Raw genomic sequence first — 26,649 nt, 5'->3', positions numbered from 1 at the left:
ATCACTTCATGACCGAGACCGACCGTTTTACGATCACGCTGGCCCAACTGAACCCGATCGTGGGCGATGTCGCCGGCAATGCCGCCAAGGCCCGTGCCGCGCGCAGGCAGGCCACGGCGGACGGCGCCGACCTTGTTGTCTTCCCCGAATTGTTCATTGCCGGCTACCCGCCGGAAGATCTGGTATTGAAACCGGCGTTTCAATCGGCATGCCGTTCGGCAATCGAGGATCTGGCGCGGGAGACTGCGGACGGTCCGGCCGTGCTGATCGGCAGTCCATGGGTGGATAACGGCAAGCTCTATAACGCCTGCGTGCTGTTGGATGGCGGGCGAATCGCGGCGATCCGCTTCAAGGTCAATCTGCCGAATTACGGGGTGTTCGACGAAAAGCGCGTGTTCGCGCGCGGGCCGGTCGCGGGTCCGATGACCATCCGCGGCATCCGCGTTGGCGTACCGATTTGCGAGGATACCTGGCTAGAGGAATCCGAGGACTATGAGAACGTCGTCGAGTGTCTTGCGGAAACCGGCGCCGAGATCCTGATCGTGCCGAACGGCTCGCCCTACGCGCGCGACAAGAACGATCTGCGGCTGTCGATCGCGGTTGCGCGCGTCACCGAGAGCGATCTTCCCTTGATCTACCTCAACCAGGTCGGGGGTCAGGATGAACTCGTGTTCGACGGTTCGTCGTTCGCGCTGAACGCCGATCGTTCGCTGGCCGCGCAACTTCCGGCGTGCGCCGAGAGCGTAACCACGTTGCGCTGGACCAGAGACGACGGCGGCTGGCGCTGCGACGGTCCGATTGCGCCGGTCATGGAGGGTGACAAGGGCGATTATGCCGCCTGCGTGCTGGGCCTGCGCGATTACGTCAACAAGACCGGCTTCCCCGGTGTGCTGCTCGGCGTATCCGGCGGTATCGATTCGGCCTTGTGCGCGGCGATTGCGGTCGATGCACTGGGCGCCGAACGCGTGCGCGGCGTGATGCTGCCTTTTCGCTTTACCGCCCAGGTTTCGCTCGACGACGCCGCCAAGCTCGCCGGCGCGCTCGGCTTTCGCTATGAGGTGCTGCCGATCGCGCCCGCCGTCAACGGCTTTGAAGACATTCTGTCAGGCACCTTCGCAGGCCTGCCCCGCGACATCACCGAAGAGAATCTGCAGGCACGCGCGCGCGGCACGTTGCTGATGGCGATTTCCAACAAGACCGGCGCGATGGTGGTCACCACCGGCAACAAGTCCGAAATGTCGGTCGGCTACGCCACGCTCTATGGCGACATGAACGGCGGCTTCAACCCGATCAAGGATATTTACAAGACCGAAGTATTTCGGCTCTCGGCTTTGCGCAACGTATGGAGGCCCGACGGCGCGCTCGGTCCCCCGGGTGAGGTCATTCCGGTCAGTATCATCACCCGCCCGCCAACCGCAGAGCTGCGTGAAAACCAGACCGACCAGGATTCGCTGCCGCCTTACGACATGCTCGACGCCATTCTGGAGCGGCTGGTCGAACGCGAGGAACCGCTGGCGTCGATCGTCGCCGCCGGATTCGACCGCGACGTGGTGGCGCGGATCGATCGCCTGCTTAATATTGCCGAGTACAAGCGGCGGCAGGCGGCGCCGGGCGTCAAGGTAACGCGCCGGAATTTCGGACGCGACCGGCGCTATCCGATCACCAACAAATTCCGCGACCTCGGCAATCCGCTGCCCGAGCCCGACGAGACGCTGGTGTCGCGCCCGGGCAGCGGATCGGCGGAGGCGTTCGAGGGGTAATTCAACTCCCGATGTCTAGCGCGCGGGGATGAAGGTGGGGCCGACCGAGCGGATCGGTTTGTCTTTCGCCGGTTCTGGGTCCGGTGGCGCCGCCGCCGGCGCCGGGGCAGGTTCAGCCGCGGGTGCCGGCGTGCTGGCCGTCGCCGGCGCAGCCCCGCCCTTCTTCTTGGCGGGGGCGGCCGTCTTCGGCAGCGGTTGCGACATTTTCTTGGCGCTCTCTTCGGTGACGATGATGTCGCCCTGTTGTTCGGCGGCGGCCTTGTCGTCGATTGATTTCAGCGCATCCGACCAGGTTTGGCCCGCGGCCTTGCAAGCGCAGGATGGGACGAATTCATTTCGATACCGGAACGCATTGGGCATTGACGAATAAGGCTGTCCGCTGACGGACACCGCCTGATTCATGTCTTCACCGGGATTCCGGTAGGCGAAAAGGTTGGCCTCGGTTCCGGGGCAAAGGTTCTTGCAGGTTTTCTCGTCATCGGGAAACCGGCTCGGCACCGTCGCGAACGAGATCGGGAAATAGGCGCCGTCGCAGGTACGCGCGCAGACGGTGCGGAACGTCCCGGATTGCGGGCCGAGATCGGAAGGGGCCACGGCGGGACTATTATTATTGCCGAACAGGTTATCGAGAAAATTGCCGCCTCGCGTGGCGTTGGCATATTGCGGGCCGCAATTGTTCTGCGCGAGCGCCGTCAATACCGAGCGACGCTGATTGTCGCGCTCCGGGTTGAAGCCGCCACTGCCACGGAGCCGCTCGAGGCTGGTGGTGATCTGATCCAGATTGCCGCGCATCTGCTGGATCTGGCCGTTGACGGGACCGCATTGCGCCGACTGACCGCTGAACAGCGAGAAGAACCCCGAACTGTCGCAACCCATGCGCTTGGCCTGCAAGGTGACGCGGTCGAGCTCGCCCTGCTGTTTGCTCGCAGCCTCTTCATAGCGGCGGATTTGCTCGGCCCTGGCGGGGTCACCACTGCCGCCGCGATCGATTGTCGCAAGCTGCGCTTCCAGCCGCGGACACATTGGATTGACAGCGGTTCCCGGGGAGGCCGGGGCCGCCGGGTTAACCTGCGCCAAGGCATCGATGCTTAGCGCGCTGAGCAGGGCCGCACCGGCCAAAATCGATCTGGAGTACAAGAGTATCGGCGTTTCGGGCATGTCCAGCCATAGAGCGATTGCGGGCAAGGTGGAAACCGGCGCGGCGCAGGCAACGCCGGCATCACATACCCGCTTCTCCAGGCAGCGTCACGTCGTTTCCGGGGCGCCATTACGGCGGCGTTCACCAGCGCTCCTAGCGTTGACAGGTGATGGCGACGTATTCGTGGCAACCGGCTTGCGTGCAGGCATCGCCCGGGGATTTAGGAACCGACCCCGTGATTTCATCGGGATCGACACGCCGATAGGACGTGGCCTGGGCGAAATCGCGCGACTGACAATAGGACCGCGCGGCGTGCGCGCCGCATTTCTCGCCTTTGGCAAGGCACCGGTCGATGCCGTAGCCGTCGGCCTGGTTGGCGATAATGAATACGCGGCTATCGGCCGAGGCCGCCGAAGCCGTCAGGACAAACGCACAGGCCAGAAGGGCTGGTATCGACCGCATGTCACACCGGCAAAGGAGAGAATCACCCTCATTCAATAAGCCCAAAGGGTTAACAATGATTAACCATGGCCGGCGCCGGTTGGCGGCCCCAAGCACCGGCGAATTCGCCCCCTCGGGCCTTGACGCCACGCCATTGGCTGCTCCATGGTGCCGGAATGAACGGTTTCCTCGCCATCTGCGGCATTTGCCGCGAGATTATTCGCTAGCGATTCGCTGGCTGAGGCCGTCTTTTCTCATACGAGATCACTGGACGCCCGGCCACAAGGCACGGGATATCCATGGATTTGAAACTCTACGATACGTTGACCAAGGAAAAGCGCGCCTTCGTGCCGCTCGATCCCGACAACGTGCGCATGTATGTCTGCGGACCGACGGTGTACGATTTTGCACATATCGGCAACGCGCGCCCGGTTATCGTGTTCGACGTGCTGTTCCGGCTGCTGCGGCATCTCTACGGCGAGAGCCATGTCAAATACGTCCGCAACATCACCGATGTCGATGACAAGATCAACGCGCGGGCGGCGCGGGATTTTCCCGGATTGCCGCTGAACGAGGCCATCGGCAAGGTCACCCAGTTGACCGAAAAGCAGTTTCATGACGATGTCGACGCGCTGGGTTGCCTGCGCCCGACCGTAGAGCCGCGGGCCACCGAACACATCGCCGAAATGCGCATGCTGATCGAAAGGCTGGTGCAGGGCGGCTTTGCATATGTCGCCGAAGATCACGTATTGTTCTCGCCGCAGGCAATGAACGGCGCAAATTCGATACTGCCGCGTTACGGCATCCTGGCCAACCGCTCGCTGGACGAGATGATCGCTGGCGCGCGGGTCGATGTCGCGCCTTACAAGCGTGATGCGACCGACTTTGTGCTCTGGAAGCCGGCGAAAGCCGGCGAGCCGTCATGGCCGTCACCGGCCGGAATCGAAGTTCAGGGCCGTCCGGGCTGGCACATCGAATGCTCGGCGATGGCGTGGAAACATCTCGGCGAGCAATTCGATATCCACGGCGGCGGCATTGACCTGGTGTTTCCGCATCATGAGAACGAACTCGCTCAGACCTGCTGCGCGTTTCACCAAGCGCGCATGGCGGATGTCTGGATGCATAACGGATTTCTGCAGGTCGAAGGCGCGAAGATGTCGAAGAGCGAAGGCAACTTCGTGACGATCAGGGAACTGCTGGCCGATTGGCCGGGCGAAGTGCTGCGCCTCAACATGCTGAAGACGCATTACCGATCGCCGGTCGATTGGACCATAAAAGGGTTGGGTGAAAGTTGGCGTGAAATCCGCGAATGGGCATTACAAATTTTAGCGATCCTGCAGCTAGATGAGCCTATTAAGAAGCAGCTTTTAAAATTTGAAACGCCCAATCTAGTTGGGTTTAATCCATCATCGGAAGTAATTGCTGCCCTGAAGGACGACCTAAACACGCCAGCTGCACTCACAGCTTTGCGAAAGCGAAAACTAAACTGCTCGTGTTCAATCTCCGACGCATTGCAACTGCTTTCAGATTTGAAGTTTCTAGGTGTGCTTTCAGAACGTACGCTTCGAATATATACGCGGTTTATAAACGAAAATGTTCAAGCGCTTGCGCTTTTCCGGTCAGAGATGAATGCCCTTGGTACAGCCAGTGCCAACAGAGATGCAGTAAGGATTGAGAAAATCATCTCAGATTTAAGGGAAAGAGGTGCCAAAGTTGATGAAGTCGTGGAGAGTTGTTGGACGGTCCAAGCTGGCGGCCCTGCAGCAGACGCTTTCAACAAAAAAATACAAACTATGATTGAGGATCGCTTGGTGGCACGTAGTCAAAAAGATTGGGCGAAATCTGACCGCATTCGAGATCAACTCGCCGCTATGGGAATCGCTCTCAAGGATTCAAAGAACGGCACGGAATGGAGTATCGCGCAATGACCAAGCCCGATACGCCGTTCCCGAAACATTGGCGCTATTACATCTTCATCAAATGGGCGTTGATCATCGGTGCGATCCTGCTCGCGGCCAGGCTGGTCTGGGGCGTCGTGGCGTGATGGGACAGACGCTGCCCAAACCCGCGCTGCGGCCGTTCCTTGCGGCGGATACGCCGATACTGGCGGCGATTTTTATTGCGGCCATCGAGGAATTGGCCGCCGACGATTACAGCGAGGCGCAGCGGGAAGCCTGGGCCAGCGCGGCGGATGACGAAGAACAATTCGCCAGGCGCCTGGCTTCCGAACTCACGCTGATCGCGACATTGCAGAACTCGCCGGTCGGGTTCGCATCGCTGAAGGGTGCCGATCGACTTGACATGCTCTATGTGCATCCCAGCGCCACCGGGCAGGGGGCGGCGTCGGTGCTGTGCGATGCGCTGGAAAAACTCGCCGGCGGCCGCGGTGCAAAAAGCCTTACGGTAGATGCCAGCGACAACGCGGAAGGTTTTTTCCTTAAACGCGGCTATGTCGCCAAGCAACGCAATACCGTGGCCGTCAACGGCGAATGGCTCGCCAACACCACGATGCAGAAGTCCCTTGCCAGCGACGCGCCGAAGGGGGCGACACAATGAGCCGCGAACGTCTCTATCTGTTCGATACCACGCTGCGCGACGGCGCGCAGACCAATGGCATCGACTTTACGCTGCACGACAAGCGGCTTATCGCGGAGATGCTGGACGACCTCGGTATCGACTATGTCGAGGGCGGCTATCCCGGCGCCAACCCGACCGATACCGAATTCTTTTCAAGCAGGCCGAGGCTCCAGCACGCCGCCTTCACCGCGTTCGGCATGACGCGCCGTCCCGGACGCTCGGTTTCGAACGACCCGGGTTTGGCAGGACTGCTGGAAGCCAAGGCCGACGCCATCTGCTTCGTCGCGAAATCGTCAGCGTACCAGGTGCGCGTCGCGCTGGAGACCACCAACGAGGAAAACCTCGCCTCGATCCGGGACAGCATCAAGGCAGCCAAAGCCGCAGGCCGCGAGGTCCTGCTGGACTGCGAGCATTTCTTCGACGGCTACAAGGAGAATGCGCAATTCGCGCTGGCCTGCGCGAAGGCGGCGTATGAATCCGGCGCGCGCTGGGTGGTGCTGTGCGACACCAATGGCGGCGCCATGCCGTACGAGGTCGAAGCGATCGTCGGTGAAGTTGTGAAACATATTCCCGGCGATCACGTCGGCATCCACGCCCATAACGATACCGAGCAGGCGGTCGCCAATTCGCTGGCTGCGGTCCGCGCCGGCGTTCGCCAGATCCAGGGCACGTTGAATGGGCTTGGCGAGCGCTGCGGCAACGCTAATCTGTGTTCGCTAATCCCGACGTTGCGGCTGAAGACCGAGTTCGCCGAGGCCTTCGATATCGGCGTGTCGGCGGAAAAGATGACGACCTTGATGAAGGTTTCGCGGACGCTGGACGACATGCTCAATCGCGCCCCGAACCGGCACGCGCCCTATGTCGGCGAAAGCGCGTTCGTGACCAAGGCCGGAATTCATGCCTCGGCCATGATGAAGGATCCGCAGAGTTACGAGCATGTGCCGCCCGAGGCGATCGGCAATCACCGCAAGGTGCTGGTGTCCGATCAGGCCGGCCGTTCCAATGTCGTCGCCGAATTGGACCGTGCCGGCATTCCTTACGACAAGAACGATCCAAAACTGGTCCGGCTGGTCAATGAGATGAAGGAACGCGAAGCTGCGGGCTATGCATACGAAAACGCCAGCGCGTCATTCGACCTGCTGGCGCGGCGGACGCTTGGCAAGGTGCCGGAATATTTCCGGGTCGAGCAGTTCGATGTCAATGTCGAGCAGCGGTACAATGCCAATGGCCAGCGCGTCACCGTGGCGATGGCGGTGGTGAAGGTTGATGTCGCCGGCGAAACTCTGATATCTGCGGCGGAAGGCAATGGCCCGGTCAATGCGCTCGACGTCGCCTTGCGCAAGGATCTCGGAAAATACCAGAAGTACATCGAAGGCCTCAAATTGATCGACTATCGCGTCCGCATCCTCAACGGCGGCACCGAGGCCGTGACGCGGGTGCTGATCGAGAGCGAGGACGAGGCCGGCGAACGCTGGACCACTATCGGCGTATCGCCCAATATCATCGATGCGTCATTCCAGGCGCTGATGGATTCGGTGATCTACAAGCTGGTGAAATCCGGCGCGCCGGCGTGACGGAGCGTTTCGATGATCGATCACGTTTCCGTCGGCGTCGGCAATCTGCAGCGCGCGGCGCGGTTTTATGACTCGACGCTGGCGCCGCTTGGTCTTTTGCGGCTGGTGACGCGATCTGCCACAATCGGCTTCGGCAAGAGCTACCCTGAGTTCTGGATTAATCTTCGCGCCGATATGCCGCCGGAGCCGCGCCGGAGCGGCGTTCATGTCTGTCTTCGGGCGAAATCGACCGGCGAGGTCGATGCGTTTCACGTTGCGGCGCTGGCGGCCGGTGGCCGCTCCGATGGCGCGCCGGGCCTGCGCCCGCACGATCGCGTCAGCTATTACGCGGCGTTCATCGTTGATCCCGATGGTAATCGAATCGAAGCGGTGACGTTTCCGGACCCGTGACGGAAACGCCTCGGGACGCTAGAGCCTGCTGGCCACTTCCGGTGCCATTTCTTTGGTTTCTTCCGGCGCGCGGGCCGCGGCGGCGCGCAATCGCGGCAGGATATCTTCGACCCGCTCCGCTCTGAGAATATCGACATTCAAGGTCGGCCGGATGAACTGCGTCGCACGCATGTGGCTGAGCAGCGCCAGCAACGGCTCCCAGAAGCCTTCGATATCGGCGATCAGGATCGGTTTGCTGTGACGCCCGAGCTGCTGCCAAGTCAACTGCTCGACCAGTTCCTCCAGCGTGCCGATGCCGCCGGGCAGGGCGACAAACGCATCCGAGCGTTCGAACATCAGCCGCTTGCGTTCATGCATGTCATGGGTGACGATCAGTTCCTGAGCACCACCGAGCGCATTCTCGCGCTTGGTGAGAAAGTCCGGAATGATGCCGGTGACGGTTCCACCATGGTCGAGCGTTGATTTCGCCACGGCTCCCATCAGTCCGATCGAACCGCCGCCATAGACGAGACCGACGCCATTTTCGGCAAGCGCCTTTCCGAACGCCGTCGCGGCTTCGATAAAACGGGGATTTGTGCCGGGGCCCGAGCCGCAATAGACACAGACGGTTTTGATCTTGTTCATTAAGGCGATGTGGCACTGCGAAATGAGGTCGTCAAGCCTTCCGGGCCACGCGCAGCGTATGCGATTCTCGGGGAAATGCCGCCAAAATGAAAAGAATCGGCGCCCGAGGGTGCACGGCGCGTTCAAACGCTCTATATGACGACCGGAACATGCACTTGATGAAGAAACAATTGCGACCGCATCCCGGCGCGCCGTTCGGGCAGGCTTGATGGCTCATACCAAACCGACGCCGGCTGCCGACGCGCAGGCTCAGGACAATACCGCACAACGCGCGACGCTGATCGGAACGCTTGCCCACCTGTGGCCATATATTTGGCCCGGCGATCGCGCCGATCTCAAGATGCGCGTGGTGTGGTCGATGGTGCTGCTGCTGGTCGCCAAGCTGGCGACGCTGTCGGTGCCGTTCACGTTCAAATGGGCGATCGACGCGCTGACCGGCGCCGACACGGCCCCGGTGCACGCGTCGAACTGGCCGTTGTGGCTGATCGCATCGCCGCTGATCATGACCTTGAGCTATGGCGCTGTGCGCGTGCTGATGGCGGTGCTGACGCAATGGCGCGACGGCATCTTCGCCAAGGTCGCGATGCATGCGGTTCGCAAGCTCGCTTATCTTACCTTCGTTCACATGCACGAATTGTCGCTGCGCTTTCACCTCGAGCGCAAGACCGGCGGTTTGACGCGTGTGCTGGAGCGTGGCCGGCTCGGCATCGAAGTCATCGTGCGGATGGTGATCCTGCAACTGGTGCCGACCATCGTCGAGGTCACGCTGCTGATGGGCGTGCTGCTGTGGCAGTTCGACTGGCGCTACGTGCTGGTGACCATGATTACGGTCGTCGTCTATATGTACTACACCTACCTCGCGACCGAATGGCGGATCGAGATTCGCCGCAAGATGAACGATTCCGATACCGAAGCCAACACCAAGGCAATCGATTCGCTGCTGAACTACGAAACCGTCAAATATTTCAGCGCCGAGCAGCGCGAGGCGACGCGCTATGACCGTTCGATGGAGCGCTACGAGCGTGCCAGTGTAAAAACCTATACCTCGCTCGCGCTGCTCAACACCGGGCAGGCCATCATTTTTACGATGGGGTTGACCGTGACCATGCTGATGTGCGCCATCGGCGTCCGCAGCGGCGCCAATACGGTCGGCGATTTCGTCATGATCAATGCTATGATGATCCAGCTGTATCAGCCGCTGAATTTCATGGGCATGGTCTACCGCGAGATCAAGCAGGCGGTGATCGACATCGAAAAGATGTTCGGCGTTCTGTCGCGAAATCCGGAAGTCAAGGATCGTCCTGGCGCCAGACAGCTGAACGTGACCGCCGGCAGTGTGCGGTTCGAGGACGTACGATTCTCCTACGATCCGGAACGCCAAATCCTCAAAGGCCTGAGCTTCGAGGTGCCCGCCGGCAAGACGGTCGCTATCGTCGGGCCATCCGGCGCCGGCAAATCAACCATCTCGCGCCTGCTGTTCCGGCTCTACGATGTCTCCGGCGGCCATATCCTGATCGACGGCCAGGACATCCGCAACGTCACGCAGGCCTCGTTGCGCGCGTCGATCGGCATGGTGCCGCAGGACACGGTGCTGTTCAACGATACTATCCGGTATAATATTCGCTACGGCCGCTGGGATGCCACCGATGCCGAAGTCGAAGAGGCCGCGCAGATGGCGCAGATCGACGGATTCATCAGGATGTCGCCCAACGGATATGAGACCGAGGTCGGCGAGCGAGGTCTGAAATTGTCCGGAGGTGAGAAGCAGCGGGTCGCGATCGCGCGCACGGTTCTGAAAGGCCCGTCGATTCTCGTGCTCGACGAGGCGACCTCGGCGCTCGACAGCCATACCGAGCAGGAAATCCAGGATGCGCTGGAGCGGGTGTCGCGCAACCGCACCTCGCTGGTGATCGCGCACCGGCTGTCGACCATCGTGGGTGCCGACGAGATCATCGTGCTAGACCAGGGTCGCATTGCCGAGCGGGGTACCCACGCCCAGCTTTTGGCGGCTGGCGGCCTTTATGCCAGTATGTGGAACAGGCAACGAGAGGCGCAGGAAGCGCGGGAGAGGCTGGCGTTGATGTCGGATGAAAACGAAGCGCCGAACCGGACGCCTCCGCCCGTCGACGATCCGCTGGTTACACCGGCTGCGGCGGAATGATTGAAAGATAACCGCCCCCTGCATAGGGGAAGAAAGATCAGTAATTCATGTCCGTCACCAATTCCATCCGCGCGCAAATTCCGCCTGTTCACCCGGACGGCTATCCGTTCATTGGCGGCTTTGCGCTGGCGAGCCTGATCCTGTTCTGGATCTGGACGCCGCTGGGCTGGATCGGCACGCTGCTCACGGTTTGGTGCGCGCTGTTCTTCCGCGATCCGGTGCGAGTGACGCCGGTGCGCGACGGCATCGTCGTCGCACCCGCCGATGGGCGGGTGTCGATGGTGAGGGAGGTGATGCCGCCGGCTGAACTCGGTCTCGGCGACAGGCCGCTGCCGCGCATTTCGATCTTCATGAGCGTGTTCAATTGCCACGTGAACCGCAGCCCAGTGACCGGCCGGATCGATCGGATCGCGTACCGCCCGGGTACATTCGTCAACGCCGATCTCGACAAGGCGAGCGAGGACAACGAGCGCAACTCTCTGGTGATCTCGACGGCGAACGGGCGCGTCGGCGTCATCCAGATCGCCGGGCTGGTGGCGCGGCGGATCGTGTCGTTTGTGCGGGAAGGGCAGACCATCGGCGCGGGCGAGCGGTTCGGGCTGATCCGCTTCGGGTCCCGGCTCGATGTATTCCTTCCCGAAGGCACCAAATCTCTGGTTTCCGAGGGCCAGACCGCGGTAGCCGGCGAAACCATATTGGCAGATTTCAAGTTCGGCGACGGCGGCCGCACCTATCGCGCCGATTAACCATTCCGGCGATGCGGCTGGCCGCTGGGGGCCGCAATGGCGGAGCAGGCCGGCATTTGCTATAGGTGTGCCATGCAAACCCCCATCGATCCCAAATATCCGGAAATGCGCCGGCGCCGGTTTCGCCCGATCCCGGTGCGAATGCTGGTGCCGAATTTCATCACACTGCTCGCGATCTGCGCCGGCCTGACGGCGATCCGTCTGTCAACCGAAGGGCGGATGGAACTAGCGGTCGCCGCCATCGTGTTCGCCGCGGTGCTTGACGGCCTCGACGGCCGCGTGGCGCGCATGATCAAGGGCCAATCGAAATTCGGAGCGGAACTCGACAGCCTTGCGGACTTTGTCAATTTCGGCGTGGCGCCGGGGCTGATCCTGTACTTCTGGCAGTTGCATGACCTGAATAATGTCGGCTGGATCGCCTCGATGATCTTCGCCATCAGCGGCGGCCTGCGGCTGGCGCGCTTCAATGCCACCATGGACGATCCGAACAAGCCCGCATTCGCCGCCAATTTCTTCACCGGCGTACCCGCACCCGCCGGCGCGATTACTGTGCTGTTGCCGATCTACCTTGCGTTCCTCGGCATGCCGACGCCGCCGGCCACCTTGACCATGTTCTACACGCTCCTCATCGCAATTCTGATGGTTTCACGGCTGCCGGTTTTTTCGGGCAAGACGATCCGGATGCGGGTGCCGCCGGAAATGGTGCTGCCGGTTTTTGTTTCCGTGGTATTCTTCATCGCGCTGTTGATCGGCTATCCCTGGCATATTCTCTCCGCAGGCTCGGTGCTGTATCTCCTGAGCCTGCCTGCCGGATGGAAGTCCTCCCGCAATCACGAACGCGCTGCCGCGGCGCGAGCCGCAACGTCGGTGGATGTCGTAGCTTCGGATTCGGTGCCGCCGTTTCCGCAGGAAAAACCCGAACAGGATTCCCGCCCGACCCGGTTGAATTGATCGACCATTGTCAGCTTTCCCCTTGATATCTGCCGTGAGAGGATCGCCGGGTTGGGTCTGTTCCCGATGTCGGGTATACGGCATACAATGCATTCCAAGAAAATCAGGAGAAACGCCGTGACTGGACCTGCGACCGCGCCGCTGCCCGCCTCCGTTCTCGAAGCGCTGGCGCGGTACGACACGCCGACCATCTGCAATGCCATGGAAATCGTTGCGCCCCATCGCCGGTTGATCGGTTATACGACCAAGCCGCTGGTGTGCCCGTTTCCCGATCTGCCGCCGATCGTCGGCTATGCGCGCACGGTGACGATCCGCTCCGTCCTTCAATCCGGCCTTCCCGCCGCCGAGCAGGCAAAGCGGCGCATCGATTATTACGAATATGTCGGCAGCGGCTTCGGTCCGCGCATTTGCGTGATCCAGGATATCGACGGCCCTGATGTCGGATTCGGCGCGTTCTGGGGCGAGGTGCAAAGCAACGTGCATAAAGCTCTCGGCTGTCTCGGGGTCGTGACCGACGGATCGATCCGCGACATTCCGCAATGGGCGTCGGGATTCCAGGCCCTCGCAGGCTCGATCGGTCCGTCTCATGCATGGGTGCACGCCGAAAGTTTCGGCGCCGAGGTTCGCGTCGCCGGCATGACGGTGCGTTCCGATGACCTCATTCACGCCGACAGCCACGGTGCGATCGTGATCCCGCACGATATCGCTGCCAAGGTGCCGGATGCCTGCGAGCTCTGCGCACGCCGCGAGACGCCCATTCTCGAGATCGCCCGCAGCAAGGATTTTACCCTGGAGAAACTGAAAGAGGCGCTGAAGCGCTCCGCCGAGATTCACTGACAGTCGAGGGCTGGTCATGAGAAAACGTTTGGTTGCGCTGGCATTGACATTTCTCTCTGGAATCGCCGGTGCGCAGGCGCAAACCTATCCCTCGCGTTCGATCACGCTGGTGGTCCCGTTCCCGCCGGGCGGATCGACCGATGCTGCCGCGCGCATCATGGCGGAGCACATGCGCGGGTCGCTCGGACAGCCGATCGTGATCGAAAACGTCGGCGGCGCCGGCGGCAGCATCGCCGTCGGGCGCGTGGCGCGCTCGGCGCCGGATGGCTACACCTTCGACATCGGCCAATGGGATACCCATGTCGGCAGCATCATCTACAAGCTCGATTACGATCTTGAAAAGGACTTCGAGCCGATCGGCCTTATCTCCAACAATCCACAACTCATGGTCGCCAGGAATAATCTTCAGGCCAACACGCTTGCCGAACTCGTTGCCTGGATGAAGACGAACCCCGGCAAGATCAATTTCGTCAACCAGAATGCGGCGGCCAATGTCAGTGGCGTGTTGTTCGAAAAGCTTACCGGACAGAAAGTGCAGTTCATTCCCTATCGCGGCGCGGGTCCGGCAATGACGGACTTGGTTTCCGGCACCATGGACCTGCTTGTCGTGCAGGGCGCCGTGGCACTGCCGCAAATCCGTGGCGGCAAGATCAAGGCGCTGGCGAACCTCTCGCCGCAGCGCTCGGCCTCGATGCCCGACATTCCGACCGCCGATGAAACCGGCGTGCCGGGATTGCATATGTCGGGCTGGTTCGGCTTTTTCGCGCCGAAGGGAACGCCGAAGGACATTATCGCCCGGCTCAACGCCGCGATGGTCGAGGCGCTGGCCGACCTCACCGTGCAGAAGCGTTTCAGCGAGTTCGGCCTCGATATCGCTTCGCGCGAGCAGCAGACGCCGGAAGGGCTGGCTGCGTTCCAGAAGGCCGAAATCGACACATGGTGGCCCATCATCAAGGCTGCAGGCATCGGCGCGCAGGCGCAGTGAGATCTCGCAGGCTGCAACCTTTAAAGTTCTGATCCGCAGCGCAACCTGGACCGGACGACGCTTCTTGCCGGTAAATTTAGTGAGGATGCGGCGACGCCATCTTCATCAGGGCGGCCTCTCACCGCAGGCTGCGGGGAGGCGCCGCGCGTGGTTAACAGAGTATGGAGAATGCGTTGCGAGGTCTGCTGGTCCAGCCAGCGGCGCCCGACTTCAATATATCCGAAAACCGCGTTTCAGCCATCTATCCGCGGCACGCGGCTTAACCTTTACCGGTCTTTAATGGCGCAGACGTAGGGTCGGAAGGCGGCGCAGAACGGGCCGTCCTGCCGTGCGACACGGCCGGCGTTCGTGGTTGCGTGGAGTACCTTATGGATATCATGACGAGCGTTGGGCTGGTGTCCGGCATTGTTGTCGTGGCGGTGATGGTGTTCATGGGCGGCGATCTTCATATGTTCGTTTCCGAACATGCGATGATCATCATCTTCGGCGGCTCCATCGCTGCTACCATGATCCGCTTCCCGCTCAGCGCGATCCTTCACGGCCTTCCGCTCGGCGCCAAATTCGCGTTTACCATGAGCCGGCTGTCGGCACGCGATCTCGTGGACGAACTGGCGCGCATTGCGGAAATCGCCCGCAAGCAGGGACCGGTCGGCCTCGAAAAGGTTGAAACCGACGAGCCGTTCCTCGCCAAGGGTATACGCTATGTAGCCGACGGCTACGATCTCGAATTCATCCGCGACAACATGGAGCGCGACCGTGACAATTTCCTCATGCATCTCGACGAGGGCGGAAAAATCTACCGCGCCATCGGCGACTGCGCGCCGGCGTTCGGCATGATCGGCACCTTGATTGGCATGGTGCAGATGTTCGCCAACATGACCGATCCCTCAAAACTCGGGCCGTTCATGGCGACGGCTCTGCTGGCGACGCTGTATGGCGCGCTGGTCGCCAACCTGTTCTGCCTGCCGATTGCCGACAAGCTGCATGGCAAGCTGCTCGACGAGGAAACCAACCGCACGCTGATCATCGACGGCATCCTGATGATCCGGGACTCCAAGAGCCCGACGCTGGTGCGCGAAATGCTGCTGGCGTACCTGCCCGAAAAGCATCGCCACGAAGAAAGCGAGCCGGTAGCTGCCTGAAACGGCTGACGGCGATCCGGGAAATCATCAATGGCCAAGAAGAAACGGGGCGACGCGCATGGCGGGGGACACGGATGGTTCGTGACCTTCGCCGACCTGATGGGCCTGATGATGAGCTTCTTCGTGATGCTCGTCGCGTTCTCCACGATGGATAACAACAAGCTGAAAATTGTCGCCGGCTCGATGCGCGACGCTTTCGGAACCACGACCGAAGTGCGTTATTCCGGAATCATCGAGTCCGATGGCCTGCCGACCCGGCCGAAGCTCAAAAATACCGCCCATATTGCTCCGGAGGATTCATCCAATACGCCCACGCCGGACCAACAGGATCGAAGCCGAACCGCGGGAGCGCGCCTGAAAGTCGACCGTGAGTTCGCGCTTGCGTCAGCGTCGCTGCGCCAGGCGCTGCAGGATATGCCGGAACTGACCGAAGTCTCCAAACACATCATGTTCGAGGAAACCAGTCAGGGCCTCAACCTTGAGATTGTCGATCAGGATGGCCGGTCGATGTTCGCCGACGGTTCAAAAGTCCCCTACGACCGCACGCGATTGCTGCTTCAGAAATTGGCCGCGCCCCTCAAGGCAACGCCGCTGCGGGTTTTGATCGTCGGTCATACCGCTGCGGGCTTTGTGCCGTCGCGCAGCAATTACGATGCGTTCGATCTGTCGGCTGACCGCGCCAATGTGGTACGTCAGATCCTGGAGCGGGAAGGCTTGCCGCCGAACCACGTTTTTGCGGTCTCAGGCAAGGCCGATACCTTGCCGCTGTTCCCTGACGACCCGTCGCTGGCCGCAAATCGCAGGGTGACGATTACGTTGATGCGTGAAGACCCGCCGCTGCCGCCAAATCTTAGACCCTGAGTACGCCGCTTACTATTTTACCTTTTGTTCGCAGACGGTCGTTTCCGGCAATCAGGCCTCCCGGGAGTGCTATAGTCGAGTAGTTGACAGGTCTTCGCTAAGCGACGATAGCGCGGATCGAAACAACCGACAGAGCGTTCTCTAGGCACCATGGCTATCAGCGACACAACAACCGAGGCGCCCCTTGAGGTGCCGGTCACGACTGGTTTTTGGGCGCTGACGCTCGGAAGCATCGGCGTGGTATTCGGCGACATCGGAACCTCGCCCCTGTATGCGTTTCGCGAGGCAGTCGCGGGTGCTGCCGGGCACGAACCTGTAACGCGGATCATTGTGCTCGGTGTTTTGTCGTTGATCCTATGGGCGCTTTTTATTGTCGTGACCGCCAAATATGTGCTGCTACTGCTGCGTGCGGACAATAACGGCGAGGGCGGAACACTTTCGCTGATGGCGCTGGGTCAACGCGCGCTGGGGCGGCGAAGCTGGCCGCTCCTGGCGCTGGGCGTGATCGGCGCCTCGATGTTCATCGGCGATTCCATGATCACGCCGGCGATTTCGGTGTTGTCGGCGGTCGAGGGCCTCAAGCTCGCCGCGCCGGCGCTGGAGCACTATGTGGTGCCGCTGACGGTGTTCATTTTGGTGGTGCTGTTCTCGGTACAGAGCGGCGGCACGGCCCGCGTCGCAACGGCCTTCGGGCCGGTCATGGTCCTGTGGTTCAGCGTACTGGCCGTGATGGGCGTCGTCCACATCAGTGACGATCCGTCGGTACTCGCGGCAATCAATCCCTGGTACGGCATCCAGTTTCTGCTCTCCCATGGCACGATCGGACTCGTTACGTTGGGCGCGGTATTTCTGGCGGTGACCGGCGGAGAAGCACTTTATGCTGATCTCGGTCATTTCGGACGCAAGCCAATCCAGTCGGGCTGGTTCTTCCTGGTCTTGCCGGCGCTGCTGATCAATTATTTCGGCCAGGGCGCGCTAGTGCTGTCCAATCCCGCGGCGATCGAGAATTCGTTCTATCGAATGGTTCCGGAGACGATGCTGCTGCCGCTGATCGTGCTCGCGACCGCGGCAACGGTGATCGCGAGCCAAGCGGTGATTACCGGCGCCTATTCGCTGGTCCGCCAGGCCGTGCAGCTCGGTCTTTTGCCGCGCTTCGAAGTCCGCTTCACGTCGGAAACCCACGCCGGGCAAATCTATCTGCCGCGCGTGAACATGCTTCTGCTGATCGGCGTGCTGTTGCTGGTATTGCTGTTCCGCACGTCGAGCGGGCTGGCCTCCGCCTATGGCATTGCGGTTTCCACCACCATGGTCGCCGACGGCATCATGGGGTTTGTCGTGATCTGGAAACTGTGGAATTGGAAGGCTGCAACCGCAGCCGCAGTCATCCTCCCATTCGTCGTGGTCGATATGACCTTCTTCAGCGCCAATCTACTGAAATTGTTCGAGGGGGCTTGGGTCCCACTGCTGTTCGGCTTCGCCATGGCGATCATGATCTGGACCTGGCGCCGGGGCGCCGCGATCCTGACCGGCAAGACGCGGCGTACCGAGGTGCCGCTTAAGGATCTGATCAAGAGCCTGGAAAAGCGCCCGCCCCATTTTGTCAAGGGCACGGCCGTATTCCTTACCAGCGATCCGAGTTTCGTGCCGACGGCGCTGTTGCACAACCTGAAGCATAACAAGGTCCTTCACGAACATAATGTGATCCTGACCATCGAAACCGCGCAGACGCCGCGGGTCGATCCGGCCGATCGCGTGCGCATGGAAAACATCAGCGACAAGTTCGCCACCGTGCGGCTGCGCTTCGGTTTCATGGAATCGCCGAACGTTCCCAAGGCGCTGGTCATCGCGCGCAAGCTTGGGTGGCAGTTCGACATCATGGCGACGTCGTTCTTCGTCTCGCGACGCTCGCTGAAGCCGTCGGCGCAATCGGGCATGCCGCAATGGCAGGACCATCTGTTCATCGCCCTGAGCCGGTCGGCCAACGACGCGACGGATTATTTCCAGATTCCGACCGGGCGGGTGGTTGAGGTCGGTACGCAGGTCACGATCTAGTCTTGGCTTGAGCGTTTCTGGCGCTTGATTTTCCGCGCGCCAGAGGCGACTTTGGCGTCCGACGAGCAGGCAATGCTGTAGCCGTTTGCTGAATTTGCTCTCACGGTGATACGGAGGATTCGGGTGGCGGATCAGGGTCATCAGGTATACGATTTGACGCCGGAAGAGGTGTCGCGGGGGATTGCCGAAAGGCGTTATCTCCTGATCGACGTCCGCGAGCCAAACGAAGTGGCGGCGGAAGCCTATCCGGATGCAGTCGTGGTTCCGCTTTCGGGTTTCGATTCCAAGGACATTCCGGACCCCGAAGGCAAACAGGTAGTTTTCGCCTGCCGATCCGGAAAAAGGTCGGTTACCGCATCACTGGCGGCCCAAGCCGATGGCCATGCGTATGACAAGCACCTGGTTGGCGGCATGCTGGCCTGGAAGGCTTCGGGCCTGCCGACCAAGACCGGCTGACCGCTTCATGACGTCGATGAATAAGGTCTTCGCCGATCTCCCGGTTACCATTTTCGAGGCGATGTCGCAACTGGCGCGCGACAACGACGCTATCAACCTTGGCCAGGGGTTTCCCGACCATCCTGGGCCCGAGGATATCAGGCGCGCGGCCGCGGACGCGGTGCTGAACGGCTATAACCAGTATCCGTCGATGATGGGTATTCCAGAATTACGTCAGGCAATCGCGGCGCATTATGGGCGCTGGCATGGCCTGACGCTCGATCCGATGACCGAAGTGATGGTGACGTCGGGCGGTACAGAGGCGCTGACATCGGCCATTCTGGCCCTCGTAGAGCCTGGCGACGAGGTCGTCGTGTTCCAGCCGGTGTATGATTCCTATTTGCCGATCATACGCCAGGCCGGCGGCATCCCCCGTCTCGTGCGCCTCGAGCCGCCGCATTGGCGATTGACGGACGAGATGCTGCGTAGCGTCTTCAATCACAGGACCAAGGCTGTTCTCTTCAACAACCCGCTCAATCCCGCTGCGGTGGTGTATCCGCGTGAAGACCTCGAATTGCTGGCGCGGTTCTGTCAGGAGTTCGATAGCGTTGCTATTTGCGACGAAGTCTGGGAGCACGTCATCTTCGACGACCGCGAGCACATCCCGCTGATCACGATTCCGGGCATGCGCGATCGCACCATCAAGGTGGGCTCGGCGGGCAAGATTTTTTCGCTGACGGGATGGAAGGTCGGTTTTGTCTGCGCCGCGCCGCCCTTGCTGCGGGTGGCGGCGAAGGTGCACCAGTTTCTCACCTTTACCACCGCGCCCAATCTTCAGGCCGCGGTCGCCTACGGCCTTGGCAAGGCGCCCGAGTACTTCCTCGACATGCGCAAGGACCTTGCGCGAAGCAGGGACCGGCTCACCAAAGGCCTTCAGAGCATCGGTTTCCCGGTTTTGAAGTCGCAGGGAACCTATTTTCTCACAGTCGATCTTTCACCGCTCGGCCTTAATGAAACCGACGAAGCGTTCTGCAGGCGCATCGTGACCGATTACAAGGTCGCGGCCATTCCGGTGTCGGCATTTTACGAGGAAGGGGCGGTGACCTCGGTGGTGAGGTTTTGTTTCGCCAAGAAAGATGCAACTCTCGACGCTGCGCTGGAGCGGCTGTCGGATGCGGTGCATCGCACGTAAAGCGGAGCTAGCCATGCGCTTCAGGATTTGCATCGTCGGATTTGCAATTGCTGCCGCCGCCCTCGTCGCGCCGTTATTGCAGGCCCGGGCGCAGGAAAGGGTTGTCAATTTCTACAACTGGTCGAACTATATTGCGCCGGGAGTGCTGGAAGATTTCACCAAAGAAACCGGCATCAAGGTCGTCTACGATACCTTCGACGGCAACGAGACACTCGAGACCCGGTTGCTTGCGGGCAAATCGGGCTATGACGTCGTCGTTCCATCGGCCTACTTCCTGCAGCGCCAGGCATCGGCGAACATCTTCCAGAAACTCGACAAGTCCAAGCTGCCCAATCTTGCCAACGCGTGGGATGCGGTGACCAACCGTCTAGCCATCTATGATCCGGATAACCAATACGGCGCTAACTACATGTGGGGGACCACCGGCATTGGGTATAATGTCAAGACCGTGCGGCAAATTCTCGGTGCCGACGCCGAAATCGACAGTTGGGATATCGTTTTCAAACCGGAGAACCTGGCGAAATTCAAAGATTGCGGCATACACATGCTGGATTCCGCGGACGACATCTTCCCGACCGCACTGAATTATCTTGGCATCGATCCAAATTCGACCAAGCAGGCTGATTTCGAAAGGGCCGCCGACCTCATCATGAAAGTCCGGCCCTTCGTCCGGAAGTTTCATTCGTCAGAATACCTCAACGCAATGGCAACGGGAGAGATTTGTTTGGTGATAGGCTGGTCCGGCGACGTTATCCAGGCACGCAGCCGCGCGGAGGAGGCAAAGAATGGCGTCGAAATCGGATTTATTATTCCGAAAGAGGGCGCCGAGATGTTTTTCGACAATCTGGCGATCCCGGCGGACGCCAAGAATGTTGCGGAGGCTCACGAACTAATCAACTACCTGTACAGACCGGAGGTCGCCGCCCGCAATTCGGATTTTCTGTCTTATGCCAACGGCAATCTCGCGAGTCAGAAGTTCATCAATCCTAAAGTGACGAGTGACAGGACCATCTATCCGGACCAGACAACGCTGCTTCGGCTCTTCGTCATTACCGCGCGGGACCCGGCGGCGCAGCGCGTCATCAACCGGTTGTGGACCAAGGTGAAGATCGGGCGATAAGTACGCCGCTGTGGGAAGCGTAGCGGACCAAGCATTCCAGGTCTTTCCTGCAGCTTCGGATTGCTTCGCCGATCCTGTCATCCGGCGCAGGTCGGCACGACCTAACGAGGCGATCACCGCCAGCGGCGGTGCAGCCACAGCCACTGGTCGGGATATTCGCGAATCCAACCCTCGACCACGGAGGTGATCGCCTGCATCGTGCCCTGAATATCGATTTTCCCGTCGGCGTCCCGCACCGGCTTCACCTCCTCTGACAATTCGGCGCGAAAACGATGGCCGGGAAGGCGGATGATGCGCACGCCATGGATCGGACATTCAACCTGTCGCAGCAGGCGAGCCATCATCGGGTTGGCCTTGGTCATTCGTCCGAAGAACGTCACGTCGACGCCATTGGTGAGGTACTGATCGACCAGCATCGCGACATGTTGGCCTTTCTGCAGCGCCTCTGCGAGTTTGAGCGGCGCATCACGGCCGGCCGGAATTAACGTTCCCATGTTGACAGCGCGCAACTTCTCGATGGCCCGGTCGGCGGCGGCGCTATTGGGCCGGCGGTACAGGATCGCGGCGTCGAGTCCATGCGCTACCGCGGCCAATGCGGGCAATTCCCAGTTGCCGAGGTGGCTCGCAAAAATCAGCGCCGGCTTGCCGTCGAGCCGCAATTGCGCAAACAAATCGTGAGTGCGTGGCTCGATTTCGATGCGGCTGTGTTCGGGGTGCGCTGGATCGTGCCGCCAGATATGGTCGAGATGGGCGAATTCGGCGCCGACGCGACCGAGATTATCCCACACGCCGGCGAGAATGCTGTCGATCTCTTCGGGCGATTTTTCCGGAAAGGCGGCGGTGAGATTGGCGCGGCCAATCTTGTTCTCGCTGAGTTTGGAGCCGATGAAGCGCGAGACGCGGCCGAACAGGTTTGCGGTCTTGATGGGGTCGAAATAGCGCGTCGTGCGCAGCAGGCCGACGGTCAGCGCGCCGACCGCGGCTTCGCTCACCGGTTTTGCGGCATCGCGAATGCCGGCTTTGGTGCGAAGCAGGAGACGGCGCATTAGCGTAAAATGGTTGGCTTGCTAGATCGGTTCACGGGTAAGAACCAGGGAAGCGTTTTGACCGCCGAAACCGAACGAGTTCGACATCACCGCGGTGACCCGCGCGTCGCGGGCCTTGTTCGGCACGACGTCGAACAGGATCGCAGGGTCGGGAATCTCATAGTTGATGGTTGGTGGAATACGCTGATGCTCGAGCGTCAGAAGAGAAAAAATTGCCTCCACCGCTCCGGCTGCGGAAATGGTGTGACCGACCATGGATTTGTTGGACGAAACCGGAATCTTCGACGTGCGCTCGCCGAACACGGCGGAAATGCTCAGGTATTCCATCTTGTCGTTTTCAGGGGTCGCCGTTCCGTGAGCGTTGATATAGTCGATCTGCTCCGGGGTCATTCCGGCATCGGCAAGAACGTTGCGCACGCATCCGATGATCGGCTTGCCGTCCGGGCTCGAGCGGGTGCGATGAAACGAATCGGTCAGTTCGCCGCAGCCGGCAAGGACGCCGAGAATCGTGGCGCCGCGCGCGGTTGCCGCCTCGTAGCTTTCCAGCACCAGCGCGCCGGCGCCTTCCGCCATGACAAAGCCGTCGCGGTTCTTCGAGAACGGTTTGGATGCGGCTTGCGGCGTGTCGTTCTGCGTCGACAGCGCCGAAAGCAGGGAAAACCGCACCAAAGCTTCCAGGTTGACCGAGCCATCGGTCGCAACACAGAGCGCCGCATCGGCCTCGCCGCGCCGGATCGCCTCGACCCCGAGCTGGATCGCGGTCGCACCGGATGCACACGCGGTCGACAGCGAAATCGGCGACCCCTTGGTGCCAAACGTCTCCGCGAGATGACCCGCGACCGAGCCGAACATGAAACGATGATGATATTGAGCAAACCTTCCGCCGCCGCTGATGCGCAAGACGTCGTCGATGGTGATCTCGGTCTTTCCGACCGCGCGCCCCACTTCAATCCGTTGCGGCCATTCGACTTCAATGGGCGCGACCGCAAGAAACAATGGACCGGGAAAATCGCCCTTGCTTCCGACGCCCGACTGCGCGACGGCTTCTTCGGTGGCCATATCCGCTAGTTTTTCGGTAAGGGCCGTTGACGAGGCGGGCTCGACCGTCACGAAATCGATCGTTCCGGCCATGGTCGTCTTCAGGCCGTCGATCGGAAAACGCGTGATGGTGCGAATGCCGGATTCGCCGGCGGTCAGCTTCGCCCAGTTGTCTTCCTTGCCGGCCGCAAGCGACGTCACGATACCCATGCCGGTAACGACAACGATGGGCCTGCCGAATTTATCGCGTGATGCCGTCATGATTCCCCGCCGATCGCGCCACGTTTACTTGACCGCCTCGACCAAAGCCATGCCTTCGCCCCGCCAGTGGCCGGCCCCGACGACAACAATCTGGGTCGGAGGCTTGGATGTTTCAACCTCCAGCCCTGTAGGATCGTTGGGCGGAAACAGCGCGCCGCGCGAGATCGAGAGCGCTGCCAGCGCAAGCCCCAGCGGAAACTGGGTTTCCAACGTGTGGCCGAACATCGTTCCCGTCGCGCGCACCGCATAACCGGGATGCTGATTCAGGAAGGCCCGTTCCTCCGACGTGACAGGTTCGGCACCGGTCGCGCCAGTGAGAAGGTTGCCATCGTCGTCAAGTATGCCAAGCCTGGACCAAAGCCGCTCCAGCGCCTTCGTGACTTCGCCGGGTTGCTTGCGCTGCGCCCGATCGGAAACAACTTTAGTCAGCCGCGCATACGGTTTGGCGCCGCGCGCTTCGGCGTGCGCTCGGGACTCAATGACAAGGAAGGCACCGGCCGAGCCGAGCGCAAAACCGCCGTTCTTATCCCGCGCCCACACCGGAGCAAATTTGTCTTTGAGGTTGAAGTCGCCGAACTCGTAAAGAATCAGCAGGTCTGACCGTTCGCCATTGTGCGCAGCACCAATCAACGCGATGTCGCTCTGACCAGAGGCGATGCGTGCCAGCGCGATACGTGCCGCGTCGATGCTTGCAGCTTCTTCGCCCATGAAGGTGCGCGACGATCCCGATACGCCATGGACGATGGCGATATTGCCGGCGAGCAGGTTCGAGAGCTGAGCCAGAAAAAGCGTCGGCCGTAAATCGTTCATCAGCCGCTCGTTGAGAAAGGCCGGCGAAGAGTTGCCTTTTACGTAGCCGTTGAGAATGGCCAAATCGACGGGGACATCGCGCTCACCGCCGCCGGCGGCGATGATCATGTCCATCCGCCCGAGGATTTCCGGGTTGCCCTTGACGCCGGCCGAATCGAGCGCCAAGCCGGCGGCGTAGGTGCCGATGCGCTGCCAGGCCTCCATCTGACGCTGATCGCCCTTTTTCGGGATCTGCGCGTCAAGCTTGATGGGCGCCCACGGATGGACGATATAGGGCGCGAAGCGTTGTTCGTCGACATTGACGCGCCGTGCATTGAGCGCATCCCAATGCGCGTCGAGCCCTTCGCCAAGCGACGTGGCGATGCCAATGCCCGTGATCCAGACTTCCACCAGACCCGGGTTCGATGATTTCAGCTCAGTCATGGGGCATTGCGTGCTGCGGAAAGCCGATGCGCTCGGCCACCATGTCCATGTGTCCACGCAGGTCCGGATTGGGGAAAGGAATGTGGCGAAACGTCAGCGTCGCGTTGCATCTTGGCTTGCCGCCGACGCTGACCTTGGCTTCAGTGATGGCAAAACCCGAACCCTCGTGAACCACGCTGGCATCGACATTGAGCAGTTCGCCCGGCGTGACGAAGCTCCGCAGCTTGGCTTCCTTGACCATCGCGAGAAACGGCATGCGTTCGAACTTCATCAGTGCAATCAGTAGCCAGCCGGAGGTCTGCGCCATCGATTCGATCAGCAGTACGCCAGGTAGCAGCGGATAGCCGGGGAAGTGCCCCTCAAAAATGGTGTTGTGCTGGGGAACCTGCGCTTCGACCGCGATGGTTTTCTCGCCGATATTAAGGTCGGTGATGCGATCGATCAGGTGAAAATATTCAAGTTGCATGGTCGGGCGATGCTGCGCCCTTAGCGGCGACCAGTTCGTCGATGCGCTCGCTGAGGTTTTTCAGGACGAAATACTGCTCGGTCGTGGCCTTGCCATCGTTGACTTCCTGCGTCCATTTTTCCAGCGGCAGCTTGATGCCGAACGCCTTGTCGATTGCAAAGGCGATGTCGAGAAAGTCCAGGCTGTCGATCCCCAGATCGTCGATCGCGTGACTCTCGGGAGTTATCGTGTCCCGCGGAATATCGCAGGTTTCCGCGATAATGTCGGCGATCTTATCGAATGTAGAAGACATCATTAAGCCTTTGATATATTGAAGGTAATGTGAGATGGCGCGCGGGAAGGGGGGTAGGTACCCCGGAGCGCCCCGTCCCCCATACGGTGTCGAGTGCCCGTATATCGGAGCGCCGCGCCGAGTTCAATGGCGGCGGAAGACGCCGGTTTAGCCGGATTTCGGGTCAATCCTGAAAACGCTAGGTCCGCGGTGTCGAAATGTGCGCGCAATCCCGCCGGCCCATAAGCACACAATCCTGGGTATTGCGCAGATCGGCAATGCTCATGGCAAGCCAGATCCCGATGGCGGTCAGCGCCACGGTAAAGGCGAAGGCCGCCAAATTCGCCAACATGCGATGGCGAAAATCGTCGGGTTCCTCACGGCTGCGTTCATAGCGCGATAGATCGTCCGCTTCGTGCCGGACGTCGTTTTGCAATGCATCCCGGCGCGGCTCGCTCTGCTGGCCGGGGGCCCGGCCCAGGGTGCGCGGCCGGAACTTGAGCACGCGATGCTCATCTTCATTGATAACTGGTCGCTGGCTTTTCATGGCTGCCCGATCCGCGACGTTCGAGACCGTGTTGTACCACTTTCAGGCCGGGTCTCACGAACAAAGTCGTCATGGCACGAATGCGATAGGCGCTGGCGCTCGCCAAAAGCAAACAGGCCGTCTACCAGCCGGACCGGCGCGGCCGGGTCGAGCGCGGCTCGCTCGGAGGGCATCCGCGAGACGGCCAGCACCGTAACTATAATCGCCAGAGCGATATCCCCCGAGCGACGGCTTTATTTCGGCAGACGCCCCATCATATAAAATTCGTCGTTCGGGCGCATACCGGTGACGTTGGCCATCCGGTTGGACAGCGCAAAGAACGCCGAGATCGCGGCGATATCCCAGATGTCGTCGTTACTGAAACCGTGGCTGGCAATATCGCTGAAATCCTGCTCGGAGATTTTCTCGGCCGCGACACTCACCTTCATGGCGAAATCAAGCATTGCGGTCTGGCGAGGCGTGAGATCCGCTTTCCGGTAATTGATGGCGATCTGATCGGCGATTTGCGGGTTCTTGGCGCGGACACGCAGGATAGCGCCATGCGCGACGACGCAATAATGGCACTGGTTGGCGCTGGAAGTAGCGACCACGATCATCTCCCGTTCCGCCTTGGTCAGGCCGCCGTCCCTGTCCATCAGGGCATCATGATAGGCAAAGAATGCGCGAAATTCGTCGGGACGGTACGCCAGCGTGAGAAAGACATTGGGAACGAAGCCAGACTTTTCCTGCACCGCGAGAATGCGGCTGCGGATATCTTCCGGCAGCTTATCAAGGGCGGGGGTTGGGAAGCGCTTGGCTGGG

Annotated in this window: 26 protein-coding genes; 16 read left to right on the top strand and 10 right to left on the bottom strand. The window is 60.8% G+C overall.

The features are described from left to right. Window positions 1-8 precede the first annotated feature (8 nt). The gene (locus ACFE72_RS00885) at window positions 9-1,760 is read left to right on the top strand and encodes an NAD+ synthase (RefSeq protein WP_375411152.1); all 1,752 of its coding nucleotides are present in this window, start codon (window positions 9-11) and stop codon (window positions 1,758-1,760) included. Window positions 1,761-1,775: 15 nt separating this feature from the next. Here the strand turns inward: ACFE72_RS00885 and ACFE72_RS00880 are convergent, their stop codons facing one another. Continuing rightward, window positions 1,776-2,918: a DUF2865 domain-containing protein gene (locus ACFE72_RS00880; RefSeq protein ID WP_375411238.1), complete on the bottom strand. Its 1,143-nt coding sequence runs from the start codon at window positions 2,916-2,918 to the stop codon at window positions 1,776-1,778. 133 nt (window positions 2,919-3,051) lie between these two features. After that, a complete protein-coding gene (locus ACFE72_RS00875) occupies window positions 3,052-3,360 on the bottom strand; it encodes a hypothetical protein (protein ID WP_375411151.1) in 309 nt (102 codons plus the stop codon). Window positions 3,361-3,638: 278 nt separating this feature from the next. Here ACFE72_RS00875 and cysS point away from each other — a divergent pair, with 278 nt between their 5' ends. From cysS to ACFE72_RS00855, 4 genes are all read left to right on the top strand, one after another. Next, the gene (gene cysS, locus ACFE72_RS00870) at window positions 3,639-5,267 is read left to right on the top strand and encodes a cysteine--tRNA ligase (RefSeq protein ID WP_375411150.1); all 1,629 of its coding nucleotides are present in this window, start codon (window positions 3,639-3,641) and stop codon (window positions 5,265-5,267) included. A gap of 115 nt (window positions 5,268-5,382) precedes the next feature. Then, window positions 5,383-5,895 carry a GNAT family N-acetyltransferase gene (locus ACFE72_RS00865; protein ID WP_375411149.1) on the top strand — a complete coding sequence of 171 codons (513 nt, stop codon included), beginning with the start codon at window positions 5,383-5,385 and terminating at the stop codon, window positions 5,893-5,895. Next, on the top strand, window positions 5,892-7,490 hold the full coding sequence (cimA, locus tag ACFE72_RS00860; RefSeq protein WP_375411148.1) for a citramalate synthase: 1,599 nt from the start codon (window positions 5,892-5,894) through the stop codon (window positions 7,488-7,490). The genes ACFE72_RS00865 and cimA overlap by 4 nt, the downstream gene beginning before the upstream one ends. Window positions 7,491-7,502: 12 nt before the next feature. Beyond that, on the top strand, window positions 7,503-7,880 hold the full coding sequence (locus ACFE72_RS00855) for a VOC family protein (protein ID WP_375411147.1): 378 nt from the start codon (window positions 7,503-7,505) through the stop codon (window positions 7,878-7,880). Between the two features lie 18 nt (window positions 7,881-7,898). Here the strand turns inward: ACFE72_RS00855 and ACFE72_RS00850 are convergent, their stop codons facing one another. After that, window positions 7,899-8,504 carry a TIGR00730 family Rossman fold protein gene (locus tag ACFE72_RS00850; RefSeq protein ID WP_375411146.1) on the bottom strand — a complete coding sequence of 202 codons (606 nt, stop codon included), beginning with the start codon at window positions 8,502-8,504 and terminating at the stop codon, window positions 7,899-7,901. A gap of 208 nt (window positions 8,505-8,712) precedes the next feature. Between ACFE72_RS00850 and ACFE72_RS00845 the strand changes: the two genes are divergently transcribed. From ACFE72_RS00845 to ACFE72_RS00795, 11 genes are all read left to right on the top strand, one after another. Then, window positions 8,713-10,665, top strand: coding sequence for an ABCB family ABC transporter ATP-binding protein/permease (locus tag ACFE72_RS00845; RefSeq protein WP_375411145.1), 1,953 nt, complete (start codon window positions 8,713-8,715; stop codon window positions 10,663-10,665). 47 nt (window positions 10,666-10,712) lie between these two features. Further along, window positions 10,713-11,411, top strand: a complete 699-nt coding sequence (locus tag ACFE72_RS00840; RefSeq protein ID WP_375411144.1) for a phosphatidylserine decarboxylase — start codon at window positions 10,713-10,715, stop codon at window positions 11,409-11,411. Between the two features lie 72 nt (window positions 11,412-11,483). Continuing rightward, window positions 11,484-12,362 (top strand): CDP-diacylglycerol--serine O-phosphatidyltransferase, encoded by an 879-nt coding sequence (gene pssA, locus ACFE72_RS00835; RefSeq protein WP_375411143.1) that lies wholly within the window; start codon window positions 11,484-11,486, stop codon window positions 12,360-12,362. A gap of 117 nt (window positions 12,363-12,479) precedes the next feature. Beyond that, window positions 12,480-13,199, top strand: coding sequence for an RraA family protein (locus tag ACFE72_RS00830; protein WP_375411142.1), 720 nt, complete (start codon window positions 12,480-12,482; stop codon window positions 13,197-13,199). Window positions 13,200-13,215: 16 nt separating this feature from the next. Continuing rightward, window positions 13,216-14,184, top strand: a complete 969-nt coding sequence (locus ACFE72_RS00825) for a Bug family tripartite tricarboxylate transporter substrate binding protein (protein ID WP_375411141.1) — start codon at window positions 13,216-13,218, stop codon at window positions 14,182-14,184. A 368-nt stretch (window positions 14,185-14,552) separates the two neighbouring features. Beyond that, window positions 14,553-15,326, top strand: coding sequence for a motility protein A (locus ACFE72_RS00820; protein ID WP_375411140.1), 774 nt, complete (start codon window positions 14,553-14,555; stop codon window positions 15,324-15,326). A gap of 30 nt (window positions 15,327-15,356) precedes the next feature. Next, a complete protein-coding gene (locus tag ACFE72_RS00815; protein WP_375411139.1) occupies window positions 15,357-16,187 on the top strand; it encodes a flagellar motor protein MotB in 831 nt (276 codons plus the stop codon). A 150-nt stretch (window positions 16,188-16,337) separates the two neighbouring features. Next, entirely contained in the window at window positions 16,338-18,239 is a 1,902-nt protein-coding gene (locus ACFE72_RS00810) for a potassium transporter Kup (protein WP_375411138.1), read from the top strand. A 123-nt stretch (window positions 18,240-18,362) separates the two neighbouring features. Further along, window positions 18,363-18,695 carry a rhodanese-like domain-containing protein gene (locus ACFE72_RS00805; RefSeq protein WP_375411137.1) on the top strand — a complete coding sequence of 111 codons (333 nt, stop codon included), beginning with the start codon at window positions 18,363-18,365 and terminating at the stop codon, window positions 18,693-18,695. A gap of 7 nt (window positions 18,696-18,702) precedes the next feature. Further along, window positions 18,703-19,866: an aminotransferase gene (locus ACFE72_RS00800; protein ID WP_375411136.1), complete on the top strand. Its 1,164-nt coding sequence runs from the start codon at window positions 18,703-18,705 to the stop codon at window positions 19,864-19,866. Then, the gene (locus tag ACFE72_RS00795) at window positions 19,847-20,986 is read left to right on the top strand and encodes a polyamine ABC transporter substrate-binding protein (RefSeq protein WP_375411135.1); all 1,140 of its coding nucleotides are present in this window, start codon (window positions 19,847-19,849) and stop codon (window positions 20,984-20,986) included. The genes ACFE72_RS00800 and ACFE72_RS00795 overlap by 20 nt, the downstream gene beginning before the upstream one ends. Window positions 20,987-21,099: 113 nt before the next feature. Here ACFE72_RS00795 and ACFE72_RS00790 read toward each other — a convergent pair whose 3' ends face one another. From ACFE72_RS00790 to ACFE72_RS00760, 7 genes are all read right to left on the bottom strand, one after another. Then, window positions 21,100-22,032 carry a lipid A biosynthesis lauroyl acyltransferase gene (locus tag ACFE72_RS00790; RefSeq protein ID WP_375411134.1) on the bottom strand — a complete coding sequence of 311 codons (933 nt, stop codon included), beginning with the start codon at window positions 22,030-22,032 and terminating at the stop codon, window positions 21,100-21,102. Window positions 22,033-22,053: 21 nt separating this feature from the next. Then, window positions 22,054-23,331 (bottom strand): beta-ketoacyl-ACP synthase, encoded by a 1,278-nt coding sequence (locus ACFE72_RS00785; protein ID WP_375411133.1) that lies wholly within the window; start codon window positions 23,329-23,331, stop codon window positions 22,054-22,056. A gap of 24 nt (window positions 23,332-23,355) precedes the next feature. Continuing rightward, window positions 23,356-24,564 carry a beta-ketoacyl-ACP synthase gene (locus tag ACFE72_RS00780; RefSeq protein WP_375411132.1) on the bottom strand — a complete coding sequence of 403 codons (1,209 nt, stop codon included), beginning with the start codon at window positions 24,562-24,564 and terminating at the stop codon, window positions 23,356-23,358. Then, entirely contained in the window at window positions 24,557-25,030 is a 474-nt protein-coding gene (locus ACFE72_RS00775) for a 3-hydroxyacyl-ACP dehydratase FabZ family protein (protein WP_375411131.1), read from the bottom strand. Before ACFE72_RS00775 ends, ACFE72_RS00780 begins: the two co-directional genes overlap by 8 nt. Next, on the bottom strand, window positions 25,020-25,322 hold the full coding sequence (locus tag ACFE72_RS00770; protein WP_375411130.1) for an acyl carrier protein: 303 nt from the start codon (window positions 25,320-25,322) through the stop codon (window positions 25,020-25,022). Before ACFE72_RS00770 ends, ACFE72_RS00775 begins: the two co-directional genes overlap by 11 nt. Before the next feature lie 178 nt (window positions 25,323-25,500). Further along, window positions 25,501-25,848: a hypothetical protein gene (locus ACFE72_RS00765; protein ID WP_375411129.1), complete on the bottom strand. Its 348-nt coding sequence runs from the start codon at window positions 25,846-25,848 to the stop codon at window positions 25,501-25,503. A 233-nt stretch (window positions 25,849-26,081) separates the two neighbouring features. Beyond that, on the bottom strand, window positions 26,082-26,649 hold a 568-nt coding region (locus ACFE72_RS00760; RefSeq protein WP_375411237.1), incomplete at its 5' end, for a peroxidase-related enzyme.

This window comes from uncultured Bradyrhizobium sp. (genome assembly GCF_964252615.1).
Taxonomy (GTDB): Bacteria; Pseudomonadota; Alphaproteobacteria; order Rhizobiales; family Xanthobacteraceae; genus Bradyrhizobium.
This window is presented reverse-complemented; position numbering and strand designations above follow the sequence as displayed.